14 protein-coding genes are annotated in these 11,957 nt (G+C 72.5%); 10 read left to right on the top strand and 4 right to left on the bottom strand.

Annotated features, from left to right (window positions below; all coding sequences use genetic code 11):
- Nucleotides 1-516, bottom strand: a 516-nt coding sequence (locus tag Pma05_RS28495; RefSeq protein WP_203860572.1) for a TetR/AcrR family transcriptional regulator, incomplete at its 3' end; no start/stop codon positions are given.
- A 103-nt stretch (nucleotides 517-619) separates the two neighbouring features.
- Between Pma05_RS28495 and Pma05_RS28490 the strand changes: the two genes are divergently transcribed.
- Nucleotides 620-1,648, top strand: coding sequence for a medium chain dehydrogenase/reductase family protein (locus tag Pma05_RS28490; RefSeq protein ID WP_203860571.1), 1,029 nt, complete (start codon nucleotides 620-622; stop codon nucleotides 1,646-1,648).
- Between the two features lie 188 nt (nucleotides 1,649-1,836).
- Nucleotides 1,837-2,400 (top strand): hypothetical protein, encoded by a 564-nt coding sequence (locus tag Pma05_RS28485; RefSeq protein ID WP_203860570.1) that lies wholly within the window; start codon nucleotides 1,837-1,839, stop codon nucleotides 2,398-2,400.
- Between the two features lie 4 nt (nucleotides 2,401-2,404).
- On the opposite strand, the gene Pma05_RS28480 is transcribed toward Pma05_RS28485, so the two are convergent.
- Nucleotides 2,405-2,707 carry a metal-sensitive transcriptional regulator gene (locus Pma05_RS28480; RefSeq protein ID WP_101365859.1) on the bottom strand — a complete coding sequence of 101 codons (303 nt, stop codon included), beginning with the start codon at nucleotides 2,705-2,707 and terminating at the stop codon, nucleotides 2,405-2,407.
- 128 nt (nucleotides 2,708-2,835) lie between these two features.
- Between Pma05_RS28480 and Pma05_RS28475 the strand changes: the two genes are divergently transcribed.
- From Pma05_RS28475 to Pma05_RS28465, 3 genes are read left to right on the top strand one after another with little or no spacing between them, the layout of a single operon-like run.
- Nucleotides 2,836-3,045 (top strand): heavy-metal-associated domain-containing protein, encoded by a 210-nt coding sequence (locus tag Pma05_RS28475; RefSeq protein WP_203860569.1) that lies wholly within the window; start codon nucleotides 2,836-2,838, stop codon nucleotides 3,043-3,045.
- Nucleotides 3,046-3,078: 33 nt separating this feature from the next.
- Nucleotides 3,079-4,107, top strand: coding sequence for a DUF8832 domain-containing protein (locus tag Pma05_RS28470; protein WP_203860568.1), 1,029 nt, complete (start codon nucleotides 3,079-3,081; stop codon nucleotides 4,105-4,107).
- A gap of 50 nt (nucleotides 4,108-4,157) precedes the next feature.
- Nucleotides 4,158-6,449 carry a heavy metal translocating P-type ATPase gene (locus tag Pma05_RS28465; protein WP_203860567.1) on the top strand — a complete coding sequence of 764 codons (2,292 nt, stop codon included), beginning with the start codon at nucleotides 4,158-4,160 and terminating at the stop codon, nucleotides 6,447-6,449.
- Between the two features lie 30 nt (nucleotides 6,450-6,479).
- On the opposite strand, the gene Pma05_RS28460 is transcribed toward Pma05_RS28465, so the two are convergent.
- A complete protein-coding gene (locus Pma05_RS28460) occupies nucleotides 6,480-7,592 on the bottom strand; it encodes a geranylgeranyl reductase family protein (RefSeq protein ID WP_203860566.1) in 1,113 nt (370 codons plus the stop codon).
- Between the two features lie 155 nt (nucleotides 7,593-7,747).
- Between Pma05_RS28460 and Pma05_RS28455 the strand changes: the two genes are divergently transcribed.
- Together Pma05_RS28455 and Pma05_RS28450 are read left to right on the top strand one after the other, a co-directional pair.
- Entirely contained in the window at nucleotides 7,748-7,984 is a 237-nt protein-coding gene (locus Pma05_RS28455) for a hypothetical protein (protein ID WP_203860565.1), read from the top strand.
- Nucleotides 7,985-8,366: 382 nt separating this feature from the next.
- Nucleotides 8,367-9,812 carry an MFS transporter gene (locus Pma05_RS28450; protein WP_275414764.1) on the top strand — a complete coding sequence of 482 codons (1,446 nt, stop codon included), beginning with the start codon at nucleotides 8,367-8,369 and terminating at the stop codon, nucleotides 9,810-9,812.
- A gap of 27 nt (nucleotides 9,813-9,839) precedes the next feature.
- Here Pma05_RS28450 and Pma05_RS28445 read toward each other — a convergent pair whose 3' ends face one another.
- On the bottom strand, nucleotides 9,840-10,436 hold the full coding sequence (locus Pma05_RS28445; protein ID WP_203860564.1) for an MBL fold metallo-hydrolase: 597 nt from the start codon (nucleotides 10,434-10,436) through the stop codon (nucleotides 9,840-9,842).
- 149 nt (nucleotides 10,437-10,585) lie between these two features.
- On the opposite strand from Pma05_RS28445, the gene Pma05_RS28440 reads away from it, so the two are divergent.
- The 3 genes from Pma05_RS28440 to Pma05_RS28430 all read left to right on the top strand — a co-directional run bounded on the left by Pma05_RS28440 (nucleotide 10,586) and on the right by Pma05_RS28430 (nucleotide 11,917).
- Nucleotides 10,586-10,774 carry a hypothetical protein gene (locus Pma05_RS28440; protein ID WP_107259333.1) on the top strand — a complete coding sequence of 63 codons (189 nt, stop codon included), beginning with the start codon at nucleotides 10,586-10,588 and terminating at the stop codon, nucleotides 10,772-10,774.
- A 73-nt stretch (nucleotides 10,775-10,847) separates the two neighbouring features.
- A complete protein-coding gene (locus Pma05_RS28435; protein WP_203860563.1) occupies nucleotides 10,848-11,342 on the top strand; it encodes an Asp23/Gls24 family envelope stress response protein in 495 nt (164 codons plus the stop codon).
- Complete coding sequence (locus Pma05_RS28430; protein ID WP_203860562.1) at nucleotides 11,339-11,917, top strand: hypothetical protein; 579 nt, start codon at nucleotides 11,339-11,341, stop codon at nucleotides 11,915-11,917. The genes Pma05_RS28435 and Pma05_RS28430 overlap by 4 nt, the downstream gene beginning before the upstream one ends.
- Nucleotides 11,918-11,957: the final 40 nt, after the last annotated feature.

Raw genomic sequence — 11,957 nt, 5'->3', positions numbered from 1 at the left:
TTCGGCTTCGGCTTCGGCTTCGGCTTCGGCTTCGGCTTCGGCTTCGGCTTCGGCTTCGGCTTCGGCTTCGGCTTCGGCTTCGGCTTCGGTGAAAGCGTCGAGCAGTACCGACATGATGCTGGCGGCGATCGCGGTGGCCTCGGGTGGGGCGGCGTAGCCGGGTACCGGGGTGCCGTAGATGAGCAGGTAGCGGTGCGGGGCGGCCAGGGCCCAGCGGCGCAGGGCGAGTGCGACCGCCGTCAGTCGGGCCGCCGGTGCGTGCGCGGATTTCGCCGCGTCCCGGCAGGTGTCGGAGAGGTCGCGGTAGGCGTCCAGGACGAGTTCGGTGATCAGCTCGTCGCGGTTGCGAAAGTAGCGGTAGAGCGCCGGACCGCTGATCCCCATCTGCTTGGCGATGGCGTTGAGCGACAGCGCGGACGCGCCGGTGCCGGCCACCTGCGTCCAGGCGTACGCCTTGATCTCGTCACGGACCTGCTCGCGGTAACGCGTCCGTGGACTCCTGGCGGCCTCGTCCATGCCTGGTCCCCTCGCTTGACACCACCTCAGTGAGCCCATAATACTGATGTTAGAGCTTCTAACTAACACGAGAAGTGCTAACCAGCTATCGAAGGGTACGAGGATGACGACCGAGCGACGGACCGAGATCGTGCTCCCCGGCGTGGTGGACCCAGGCGGACTGCAGGTACGCACGTCACCGATCCCGGCCCCCGGCAGCGGCCAGGTGGTGATCCGGATGGAGGCCACCGGCGTCTCCTTCGCCGAGCAGCAGATGCGTCGGGGGCGCTACTACGACCAGCCACCGTTCCCGTTCGTCCCCGGCTACGACCTCGTCGGAATCGTCCAGGCGGTCGGGGCCGGCGCCGACCCCCGGCTCCTCGGCGAGCGCGTCGCGGCGCTGACCAAGGTGGGCGGCTGGGCCAGCCACGTCGTCGTCGAGGCCGCCGACGTGGTGGCGGTGCCCGCCGGACTGGACCCGGTGGAGGCGGAGACCGTGGTGGTCAACGGCATCACCGCCTGGCAGATGCTGCACCGGAAGGCGCGGGTCCGAGCCGGCCAGACGATTCTGGTGCACGGCGCCAACGGCGGCGTCGGCACCACACTGGTACAGCTCGCCCGCCTCGCCGGGGCTCGGGTGATCGGTACCGCCTCCCCGCGCCACCACGACAGGCTGCGTGACCTCGGTGTCACGCCGATCGACTACCACGTCGACGTGCCGGCCGCCGTGCGGGAGATCGCGCCCGACGGCGTCGACGCGGTCTTCGACCACCTCGGGGCGCGCAGCGTCTCCGACTCGTGGCGACTGCTCGCCCCCGGCGGCACCCTGGTCGCCTACGGAAGCGCCAGCACCCGAGACGACGCCGGCTCGAAGCAGTTGCCGGTACTCAAGATCCTCGCCAGGGTCTGGACCTGGAATGCGCTGCCCAACGCGCGGCGAGCCTACTTCTACAACATCTGGGCCGGCCGCCCCCTGGCGAAACAGCGGTTCCGGGCCCGTCTGCGACACGACCTCACCCAGGTCCTGAAGGCGATGGCCGCCGGACACGTCACCGCGCAGATCGCCGCCCGGTTCCCGCTGGCCCGCACCGCCGACGCCGTGCGCCTCGCCGAGTCTGGAACCGTCACCGGAAAGGTCGTCCTCACCCCCTGACCGTGGCCCGAGATCGCGCGGCTCACGCAGCGGACGCGGATCCGACGCCCGCGGCTCACCGCGGTCTCCCGCTGCACCCGCGACAGTTTCTCGGGATTGCGCACGTAGATCGAGTCGCCGGGACGCGGCGCGAAGTCCGCCGCCCGCGCGGGCGGCGTCGGCCGAACTTCTACCGGTACGGTCGGAGTGTGGACCAGGCCGAGGAGGGCGCCCGGATCGGCGCCGCGCTGACCGGTTGGCTGGGCCGGCTGACGTTCACCGACCAGACGAGTGACGAGGTCACCGTGCTGCTGATCGACTCGGTGGCGGCCTGGGCGATGGCGCAGGGCTGGCGGGTGTACCGGCGGGCCACCAGCGTGATGCCGCTGCCGCCGCCGTACGAGCACCGGCACTCCATAGTGGACGTCGGATGTGCGCGGCCGGACGGTGCGCCGGTGGTGATCGAGGTCGACCACTCCGACCGGCAGCGTTCGGTGGACAAGCTCAGGCTGGAGGCGGCGGCTGGCCGGATCGCCGTCTGGCTGCGCTGGGGCGACCGCAGGTTCGAGCCGCCGCCGGCGCCGATCGCGATGGTGCCGTTCCGGGTCACCTCCCGGCCGAGCCCCGACGGCGCCGGGCGGCGATATTCAAGACTGCCGTCGACCGACCGGCCGGCGCCGGCCCACCTGGCCGGGGACGTGGAACTCGGCGAGCAGGTCGACCTCTTCCCGACCCCCGGCCCGGTGGGCCAGGCCGATCCGGCGCACAGTTGACGGGTCAGCCGCGCTTCATCAGCCGCCCGACGGCGGCCATCATCTCGGTGGCCATCTCGTCGGCCCGGCCCTCGGCAGCGCCCTCGTGCATGCAGTGCCGGGCGTGCCCGTCGAGCAGCCCGAGCGCGACCTTGTCCAGCGCGGCCTGGATGGCGGAGATCTGGGTCAGTACGTCGATGCAGTAGCGGTCGTCCTCGACCATCCGCTCGATCCCGCGGACCTGCCCCTCGACCCGGCGCAGCCGCGCGAGCAACTGGTCCTTGCTGGCGGTGTAACCACGAGTCGGGGTTTCCGCAGGTGTCGTCATGCCCCAAGCATAGCTAACCCCCCAGGGGTATGCTACTGTCCTGTTGTACGGATACCCCCGAGGGGTAAACTCGTCCGTCGCATACCCCCCTAGGGTATAGGGTGGGGGGCAGGGAAGGGAGAACTGCAATGATCACCCAGAGCTACCAGGTCAAGGGAATGACCTGCGGGCACTGCGTCAACGCCGTCAGCACAGAGGTCGGCGCGCTCCCGGGCGTGACCGAGGTGACCGTCGACCTGGCCTCCGGCGCGGTCACGGTCACCAGCAACGACCCGGTGGACCCGGAGCAGCTCCGGGCCGCCGTCGACGAGGCCGGCTACGAACTCGTCGCTTCCTGACCACGCTCGACCCAGCAGAAACCAGGTAACGCGATGAACACCGCGACGAAGTTGAGCGCCTTCGCGCTCGGGCTCGCGACAGTGTTCGGCGCGGCGTACGGGGCCGGTGAGCTGACCGGCCCCGTACGTACCGCCGACTCCACCGACTCGACCGACTCCGCCCACTCCGCCGGACACGGCACCGGCACCGAGGCTCCCAGCGCACCACGGCTACCGGGTGGGCTGCTCGTCTCCGACCGGGGCTACACACTGACCGGCGTACCGGCCCCGGACGGGGAGTTCGCGTTCCGGATCATCGGGCCGGACGGGCGGCCGGTGACCGGTTACGACGTGGAACACGACAAGCGGATGCACCTGATCGTCGCCCGTCGGGACCTGTCCGGCTTCCGGCACGTACACCCCGAGATGGCCGCCGACGGCACCTGGCGGGTCGCCTCGCCGGTGGCCGGTCCCGGGAGCTGGCGGGCGTTCGCCGACTTCAAGCCCAGCGGCGCGGAGGCACTGACCCTCGGGCTCGACGTCGCGGTGGCCGGCGACTTCCAACCCCGGCCGCTGCCGGCACCGGCCCCGACCGCCGAGGTCGACGGATACCAGGTACGCCTCGACGGCGCCCTGGCGCCGGGCCAGACCAGTGAACTGACCCTGACCGTCAGCCGTGACGGACGACCGGTCACCGATTTGCAGCCCTACCTCGGCGCGTACGGCCACCTGGTCGCGCTTCGCGAGGGCGACCTGGCGTACCTGCACGTGCACCCGGACGGCGAGCCCGGCGACGGACGGACACCCGCCGGTCCCGAGATCACCTTCTTCGCCGACGTCCCCTCGGCCGGCGCCTATCGGCTGTATCTCGACTTCCAGCACGGCGGCACCGTCCGGACCGCCGAGTTCACCCTGACCGCCGGCTCGCCGGCCCAACAGCCGCCCGCCGGCACGCCGGACGGCAGTCCACCGCCCACCGGGACACCGGACGGCGGCGCGACACCCGACCGGCCCGCGCCGACGACCGGTGCCCCCGGTGGTGCCGAGCCGGGGCACGGCGAGCCCGGCCACGGGCACAACTAGCGCCACGGACACAACTAGTGCCACGGACACGAACAGCCCAGGAGGCAACAATGGCACCGGCCGCCGGACGACTACCCATGGCGCCCAACCGGATCGAACTGAAGATCGGCGGGATGACCTGCGCCTCCTGCGCCAGCCGGATCGAGAAGAAACTCAACCGGCTGGACGGGGTGACCGCCACGGTCAACTACGCCACCGAGAAGGCGACCGTCACCTTCGACGACACCCGTACCCCGGACGAACTCATCGCCACCGTGGAGAAGACCGGCTACACGGCAGCGCTGCCACCGCCGCCACGACCGGCCGGCGAGTCCGGGTCGGAGTCGGGGGCACCGGTCGACGAGCTGCGGACGCTGCGTACCCGGCTGCTGGTGTCGCTGGTGCTGACCGTGCCGGTGATCGTGCTGGCGATGGTACCGGCCTGGCAGTTCGACTACTGGCAGTGGCTCTCGCTCACCCTCGCCGCGCCGGTCGTGGCGTACGGCGGGCTGCCGTTCCACCGGGCCGCCTGGATCAACCTGCGGCACGGTGCCGCCACCATGGACACCCTGATCTCGCTCGGTACCCTCGCCGCGTTCGGCTGGTCGGTCTGGGCGCTCTTCCTCGGCACCGCAGGTGTGCCCGGCATGACCCACCCGTTCAGCCTCGACATCGGGCCGAGCGACGGGGCCGGCAACATCTACCTGGAGACGGCGGCCGGGGTCACGCTCTTCATCCTCGCCGGTCGCTACTTCGAGGTCCGGTCGAAGCGTCGGGCCGGTGCCGCGCTGCGGGCCCTGCTCGAACTCGGCGCCAAGGAGGTGACGATCCTCCGCGACGGTGCCGAGGCGCGGATCCCGGTCGACCAGCTCGCCGTCGGTGACCGGTTCGTGGTCCGCCCCGGGGAGAAGATCGCCACGGACGGCGTGGTCGAGGACGGCTCCTCCGCCGTCGACGCCAGCATGCTCACCGGGGAGTCGGTGCCGGTGGAGGTCGGTCCCGGCGAACAGGTGGTCGGGGCGACGGTCAACGCGGGGGGACGGCTCGTCGTCCGGGCCACCCGGGTGGGGGCGGAGACCCAACTCGCCCAGATGGCGACCCTGGTCGAGCGGGCCCAGACCGGCAAGGCCCAGGTACAGCGCCTGGCGGACCGGATCTCCGGAGTGTTCGTACCGATCGTGATCGCCCTCGCCGTGGCCACCCTCGGCTTCTGGCTCGGCTCCGGGGACGGCGTCACGGCGGCGTTCACCGCCGCCGTCGCGGTACTGATCATCGCCTGCCCCTGCGCCCTCGGGCTGGCCACCCCGACGGCGCTGCTGGTGGGTACGGGCCGGGGTGCCCAGCTCGGCATCCTGATCAAGGGTCCGGAGGTACTGGAGTCGACCCGGCGGGTGGAGACCGTGGTGCTGGACAAGACCGGTACCGTCACCACCGGGCGGATGACGCTGACCGAGATCCTCCCGGCCGACGGCCAGGACACCGACGAGCTGCTGCGGCTGGCCGGTGCCCTGGAGAACGCCTCCGAGCATCCGATCGCCCGTGCGGTCGCCACCGCCGCCGCCGAGCGCACCGGGCCACATCCCGCGGTCGACGGGTTCGCCAACGTCGAGGGGCTGGGCGTGACCGGGACCGTCGACGGCCGGGCGGTCACAGTGGGCCGGGCCCGCCTGCTGGCCGACCGGGGCCTCGACCTGCCCGCCGCGCTCGGCCCGGCGGTCGCCGAGGCCGAGGCCGCCGGTCGGACCGTGGTGCTGGCCGGCTGGGACGGCCAGGTCCGGGGAGCGCTGGTGGTGGCCGACGCGATCAAGCCGACCAGCCGCGAGGCGGTGGCCGGACTGCGGCGGCTCGGCCTCACCCCGGTCCTGCTCACCGGCGACAACGGCGCGGTCGCCCGGTCGGTCGCGGCCGAGGTCGGCATCGACGAGGTGATCGCCGAGGTGCTGCCGGCCGACAAGCTCGACGTGGTCAAGCGGCTTCAGGCCGAGGGCCGGGTGGTGGCGATGGTCGGCGACGGGGTCAACGACGCCGCCGCGCTCGCCCAGGCGGATCTCGGGCTGGCCATGGGCACGGGTACGGACGTCGCGATCGAGGCCGCCGACCTGACATTGGTACGCGGCGACCTGACCGCCGCCGTCGACGCGATCCGGCTGTCCCGGGCGACGCTACGGGTGATCCGGGGCAACCTGTTCTGGGCGTTCGCCTACAACGTCGCCGCGCTGCCGCTGGCCGCGATCGGGATGCTCAACCCGATGATCGCGGGTGCGGCGATGGCCTTCTCCTCGGTCTTCGTCGTCGGCAACTCGCTGCGGCTGCGCCGCTTCACGGCGTACCGGCCCGATCGAGCGGGTGCCGCCGGCGGGTAGCGCCACGGACCTGGGGCGCCGCCGGGGCGGTCAGCGGAGCACAGCCAGCGCCGCGCGTACCCGGCGGCGCTCCAGGGTGCGGTCGAAGGTGGTCTCGCCCCGGCAGAAGGCGGTGAACATGCGCCAGCCGGGCGGTGTGGCCAGGGCGGTGTGGAAGATGCCGGGGTGTCGGGAGAAGGCGGCGAGAATGTGCTGCCCGGCGCGCATCGGTGGGACGAGCTGGTCGTGCACCGCCCGGACGTAGCCGTCGAGGTCGCCGTCGGCCGCCGCCGCGCCGGCGAGCGTGCCGGAGCGCAGCGCGAAGCTGATCCCCTCCCGGGTCCACGGCTCCAGCAGGCCGGCCGCGTCCCCGGCGACGAGTACCCGGCCCCGGCGCAGCGGGGAGTCGTCGGCGCGGCACCGGGTCAGATGCCCCGAGTCGTGCGCCGGTTCCAGGCCGGACAGGCCCAGCCGCTCGAGGAACCGCCGCAGGTAACGCCGGGTCCGCTCCCCCTCGCCCCGCGCGGCGATCACCCCGACGGTGAGCCGGTCACCCTTTGGGAAGACCCAGGCGTACGACCCGGGCAGCGGACCCCAGTCCAGCAGCAACCGGCCGCGCCAGCGCTGCTGGAGCGGGGCCGGGATCGGGATCTCCAGTTCCAGCCCGAGGTCGACCTGTGCGTATTCCACCCCCACCTGACGGGCCGTCACCCCGGCCGAGCCGTCGGCACCGACCGCCACCCGGGCGCGCAGTTCGGTGCCGTCGGCGAGCCGGACGCGTACCCCGTCCGGGTCCTGCTCGACCCCGCGCACCGCGACCCGCTGCCGGAGTTCGGCGCCCGCGCCGACCGCGGCGACCCGGAGCCGGTCGTCGAACTCCTCCCGCCGCACCATCGTGAGCAGGTGCCCCGACCGGTGCCGGCGGGTGAACTCCCGCCGGCCATCGGCGGTGAACGTCACCCGGTCCACCTGGTCGTCGGCGGGGACGTCGATCCGCGCGGCGGCGACCGCCAGCGAGGTGCCGATCAGCCCACCGCCGCAGGTCTTGTAGCGCGGATGCGCGGACTTCTCCAGCACCACCGTCCGCGCTCCGGCCCGGGCGGCGGCGAACGCGGCGGAGAGCCCGGCCGGTCCGGCCCCGATCACGGCCACGTCCCAGATCACGGGTAGCAGCCTAGGTTACCGGCCGGCCGGCTCCGGGAACGGGCGCCGGCCGACGATCGGCACCGGATCCGGTACCCGGTGCATCAACGCCGTCTCCGTGGGTAATCGCGGCCTCGCGAACTGCCCGCGCACTGTGCGTGGGCGAGGAGGTCACCATGCAACAGCTACATCTCACCGACATCGAACAGCGGGTGTACCAGGCGGTCACCACCCTCGAGGCCCGGGGGCAGGTGCCGTTTCCGGAGGCCATCGCGGAGGAGGTCGGCCTGCCGCCGGACCAGTTGACGACGCCGCTGCACGTGCTCGGCGAGAAGAACCTGCTGCACCGTGAGGACTCCCCGATGGAGGGTCTGGACTTCGGTCCGCGCTGGTGCTCCCAGCAGCTCGCCTGATTCCGCCGCCGACCGGCCGCGCCGACCGGCCGGGGACGAGCCGCCCGGCACGTCGCTGACCGGGCCTCCGGGCTATTTGCGATAGTCTGTCCCCGGCGGTCACCGTTCGCGGCCCACGACTCGGACGCGGCACAGTGAACCTTTCAACCTCCCCTTGCCGTCCAACGCCCGCAGGGCCGGACGCGGTGCGTGCGCGCGGTCGCGGTCCAGGTGGAGAGGTTCAGTCAGTGAGGCCCGATTGAGCGCGGCAGAACGCAATCCACCGGATCGCGGCGCCCAGCCCGGACCGGGTGACCGGGGCGGGTCGGGCGGTCAGGGCAGACCAGGTGGTCAGGGCAGACCGGGTGACCGGGGCGGGCCGGCGGAACCGGAACCGGATCCACTGGCCGGGCTGGACGAGCGGACCGCCGCCCGGCGGCGCAGGCAGGCGCTCACCATCGGGCTGGTCGCCGCGTTCATGACGCTGCTGGACGTGAGCATCGTGAACGTCGCGATCCCCTCGATCGACCAGGCCATCCACGCCACCCCGAGCGATCTCCAGTGGATCCTCTCCGGCTACGCGCTGACCTTCGGCCTGATGCTGGTACCCGCCGGCCGGTTCGGCGACGCGCGGGGCCGCCGTAACGTCTTCATCCTCGGTCTCGCCCTGTTCACCCTGACCAGTGCGGCGGCCGGGCTGGCCGAGTCGCCGGCCTGGCTGATCGGCGCCCGACTGTTGCAGGGCGCGGCGGCCGGACTGGTGAACCCGCAGGTGATCGGGCTGATCCAGCAGCTCTACCGAGGGCCGGCCCGGGGACGCCCGTTCGGGCTGCTCGGCGCCACCATCGGCATCTCCACCGGGGTCGGCCCGCTGCTCGGCGGCGCCCTGATCGAACTCGGCGGACAGCACCTCGGCTGGCGGTTGGTCTTCTTCGTCAACGTACCGGTCGGCATCGTGACGATCCTCTTCGCCTGGCGGTTGCTGCCGACCGCTGCCGGACGGCGGGCCGGACGGGACGGTCTCGACCCGGTCGGCGTACTGCTGCTGGGGCTCGGTGTCGTTCTGCTGCTGCTGCCGCTGGTGCAACAACAGCAGTGGCACGGGCCGCTGAAGTGGCTGCTGATCCCGGCCGGGCTGCTGGTGCTGCTCGGCTTCGTGGGCTGGGAACTGCGCTACCGGCGCCGCCGGGAGCCACTGTTCGACCTGGCCCTGTTCCGGCTCCGGTCGTACTCGCTCGGCACCCTGATCGGGCTGCTCTACTTCGGCGGCTTCGTCGCGGTCTTCTTCCTCTTCACCCTCTATCTCCAGGCCGGCCTGCGCTACACCGCCCTGGAGGCCGGCGTGGCGATCACGCCGTTCGCGCTCGGCTCGGCGGTCACCGCGGCGATCGGCGGCCGGATCGTCAACCGGTTCGGCCGGCCACTGGTCGCGATCGGCCTGGCCGCCGTCGCGGTCGGGCTCGGCGGGGTGATCGTGGCCCTGCACTTCGTGCCCGGGCACGGCGCGCCGTTCGCCACCGCCCTGCCGCTGCTGGTCGCCGGGCTCGGCAGCGGGCTGGTGATCACCCCCAACCAGAACCTCACGCTCTCCGAGGTGCCGGTCGCCCAGGCCGGTAGCGCGGCCGGGATGTTGCAGACCGGCCAGCGGATCGGCGCCGCCGCCGGCATCGCCGGAGTCGGCGCGATCTTCTTCAGTACCCTGGCCGCCACGCACGACGGCTGGTCCCGGGCGTTCCGGGACGCCCTGCTGGCCACCATCGGGTTCGTACTGGTCGCGCTGGTCGCGGCGATCGTGGACAGCCGGACCGAGCGGCCCGGTACTCCGGCCGGCTCCGGCCGCACCGGTTGACGAGCGTCTCTCTGGCGTGGTGGTCGGTCAGGCCGTCTCGCCCGGGGTGAGCCAGCGGTAGCAGCCGCCGCTCTCCTCGGCGAGCCACCCGTGCACGCTCCGCAGCCCGCGGTCGTTGACCTGCGCGTCGTGGATCCCGTACGCCCGCTCGGGTGCGACGGCCCGGACGAAGTCGATCGCCTCGGCGGTCTTCAGCCACGACCCCTGTACCGGCACCAGCAGCGTCTGCACCGGCACGTCCGGCCGGTACACCGAGTCGCCGGGATGGTAGACCCGCCCCTCGACGAGGTACCCGAGGTTCGGGCAGTCCGGCTGGCCGCCATAGATGGTGGCGTGCCGGCCGCCGAGGGCGCGTACCCGGAGGCCGGCGGCGGTGAACTCCTCCCCCGGCGCGACGGGGTGCACGTCGAGGTCGGGGATGTCCGCCCCGGCCGGGGCGTAGACCGGGACGCCGAGGCCGGCCAGCCGCAGTACGTCGACGTGGTCGATGTGCTCGTGCGTGACCAGGACCGCGTCGGCACCGCGCAGCGCGGCCGGCTCGCTCCAGACACCGGGGTCGACGACCAGGACGCTGCCCTCGTGTTCGAGCCGTACGCAGGCGTGGGTGTACTTGGTGAGCCGCACCCGGCCACGTTACCGGTCGAGCCGAGCGGCCATGATCACGAGCCGGAGAGTGACTCAGATCACACATCTTGCCCGCTCGGTGAGGGTTCGACTTCTCCCCCAGGGTGTAAGCCACTGCCGATCTGCCGCGCCCAGTCGGGGAGGAACCCGTGTCACGCCAACAGTTCGGTTTTGTCGCCGGTTTCCTCATCGCGGCGGTCTGGGCCGTCGCCGGCTTCGGAGCGGCGGCGGGTGCCGTGCTCGCCGGCCTGGTCGGGTGGCTCGCCGTACGGGTGATCGACGGTGATCTCAACGTCGCCGGCCTGGCCGACCGGGCGACCGCGTCCCGACGGCGCTGAGCGGTACCGGTCACCGGGCACCGGGCGACCGGCACCGGATCCACCGAGCATCGGCAGGAGATGAGGACAGGCGATGGCTGACAGCGGTACCGCCACCAGGAACGACACCCGGCAGCAGACGGGTACGCCGGGCCCGATGACCACGCCGGACGGCGGCGGACCGGCCCGGGCCGAGTTGACCACCAAGTCCGGCAAGACCCGCATCGCGGAGGGCGTGGTCGCCAAGATCTCCGGATTCGCGGCCCGGGAGATCCCGGGTGTGCACTCGATGGGTGCCGGTCTGGCCCGGCGGGTCGGACAGCTCCGCGGTCTCGTCCCCGGCGGCACCGAGACCATCCGGCAGGGCGTCTCGGTCGAGGTCGGCGAGCACGAGGCAGCGATCGACCTGGACATCGTCACCTTCTACGGCCAGAGCATCGTCGACGTCTCCGAAGCGGTACGCCGCAACGTCGTCGACCGGGTACAGGCGATGACCGGCCTCAAGGTCGTCGAGGTGAACATCAACGTCGACGACGTGTTCGTCGAGGGCGACCAGGACGGCGACGACCGTCAGCAGCGGGCGCGATGAGCAGCCGGGCGGCGAAGGGCGGCCGGATCACCGCGGAGCCCGGCCGCGCGCCGAACAGCCGGGACACCCGGAACCGCCGCACCTCGCCGCGGACCAACCCGGCGACGGCGGACGGCAGTTCACACACCGGGACAGCCGCTCCGGAGAGCCGCCCGACCACCGCCGACCCGGCCCCGGACACAGTTGGCGAGAAGGCTCCGGAGACCGCTCCGGTCACGGTCACCGAGAAGGCCCCGGACACGGTCGTCGAGCAGGCCCCGGCCGCCGATCGGGCCACCGTCGCCGGGGAGATCCGGGACGCCGTACTCGCGGTTCCCGGCGTGGTCGGGCTGACCGCCGGCACCGGCGTGGAGGTGGCCACCCTGTTTCCCGGCGGCAAGGTCGTCGGCATCCGGCTCGGGGAGCCGGTCGAGGTGCACGTCGCGGTCGGCCCGGTACCGATCGCCCCGCTGGCCGAGCAGATCCAGCTGGCCGTCCGTGGCGTACTGGCCGGCTTCGGTCAGCGACCCTCGGTGGAGGTGGTCGTCGACGACATCGACCTGCCGCTCCCGATCGGTCCGGCGGACAGGAGCTGAGATGCGCCTGATCACCGTCGGCGCGGTGGACGGGAGCTGA

The organism is Plantactinospora mayteni (genome assembly GCF_016862935.1).
GTDB classification, from domain to species: Bacteria; Actinomycetota; Actinomycetes; order Mycobacteriales; family Micromonosporaceae; genus Plantactinospora; species Plantactinospora mayteni.
Note: the sequence above shows the minus strand (reverse complement) of the source record. Positions and strands in the feature narration are given on the sequence as shown.

Excerpts from the sequence above, each read along its gene's own strand:
- Pma05_RS28490 (WP_203860571.1), top strand. The coding sequence starts at position 620 with ATGACGACCGAGCGACGGACCGAGATCGTGCTCCCCGGCGTGGTGGAC.
- Pma05_RS28480 (WP_101365859.1), bottom strand. The coding sequence starts at position 2,707 with ATGACGACACCTGCGGAAACCCCGACTCGTGGTTACACCGCCAGCAAG.
- Pma05_RS28475 (WP_203860569.1), top strand. The coding sequence starts at position 2,836 with ATGATCACCCAGAGCTACCAGGTCAAGGGAATGACCTGCGGGCACTGC.
- Pma05_RS28470 (WP_203860568.1), top strand. The coding sequence starts at position 3,079 with ATGAACACCGCGACGAAGTTGAGCGCCTTCGCGCTCGGGCTCGCGACA.
- Pma05_RS28465 (WP_203860567.1), top strand. The coding sequence starts at position 4,158 with ATGGCACCGGCCGCCGGACGACTACCCATGGCGCCCAACCGGATCGAA.
- Pma05_RS28455 (WP_203860565.1), top strand. The coding sequence starts at position 7,748 with ATGCAACAGCTACATCTCACCGACATCGAACAGCGGGTGTACCAGGCG.
- Pma05_RS28435 (WP_203860563.1), top strand. The coding sequence starts at position 10,848 with ATGGCTGACAGCGGTACCGCCACCAGGAACGACACCCGGCAGCAGACG.
- Pma05_RS28430 (WP_203860562.1), top strand. The coding sequence starts at position 11,339 with ATGAGCAGCCGGGCGGCGAAGGGCGGCCGGATCACCGCGGAGCCCGGC.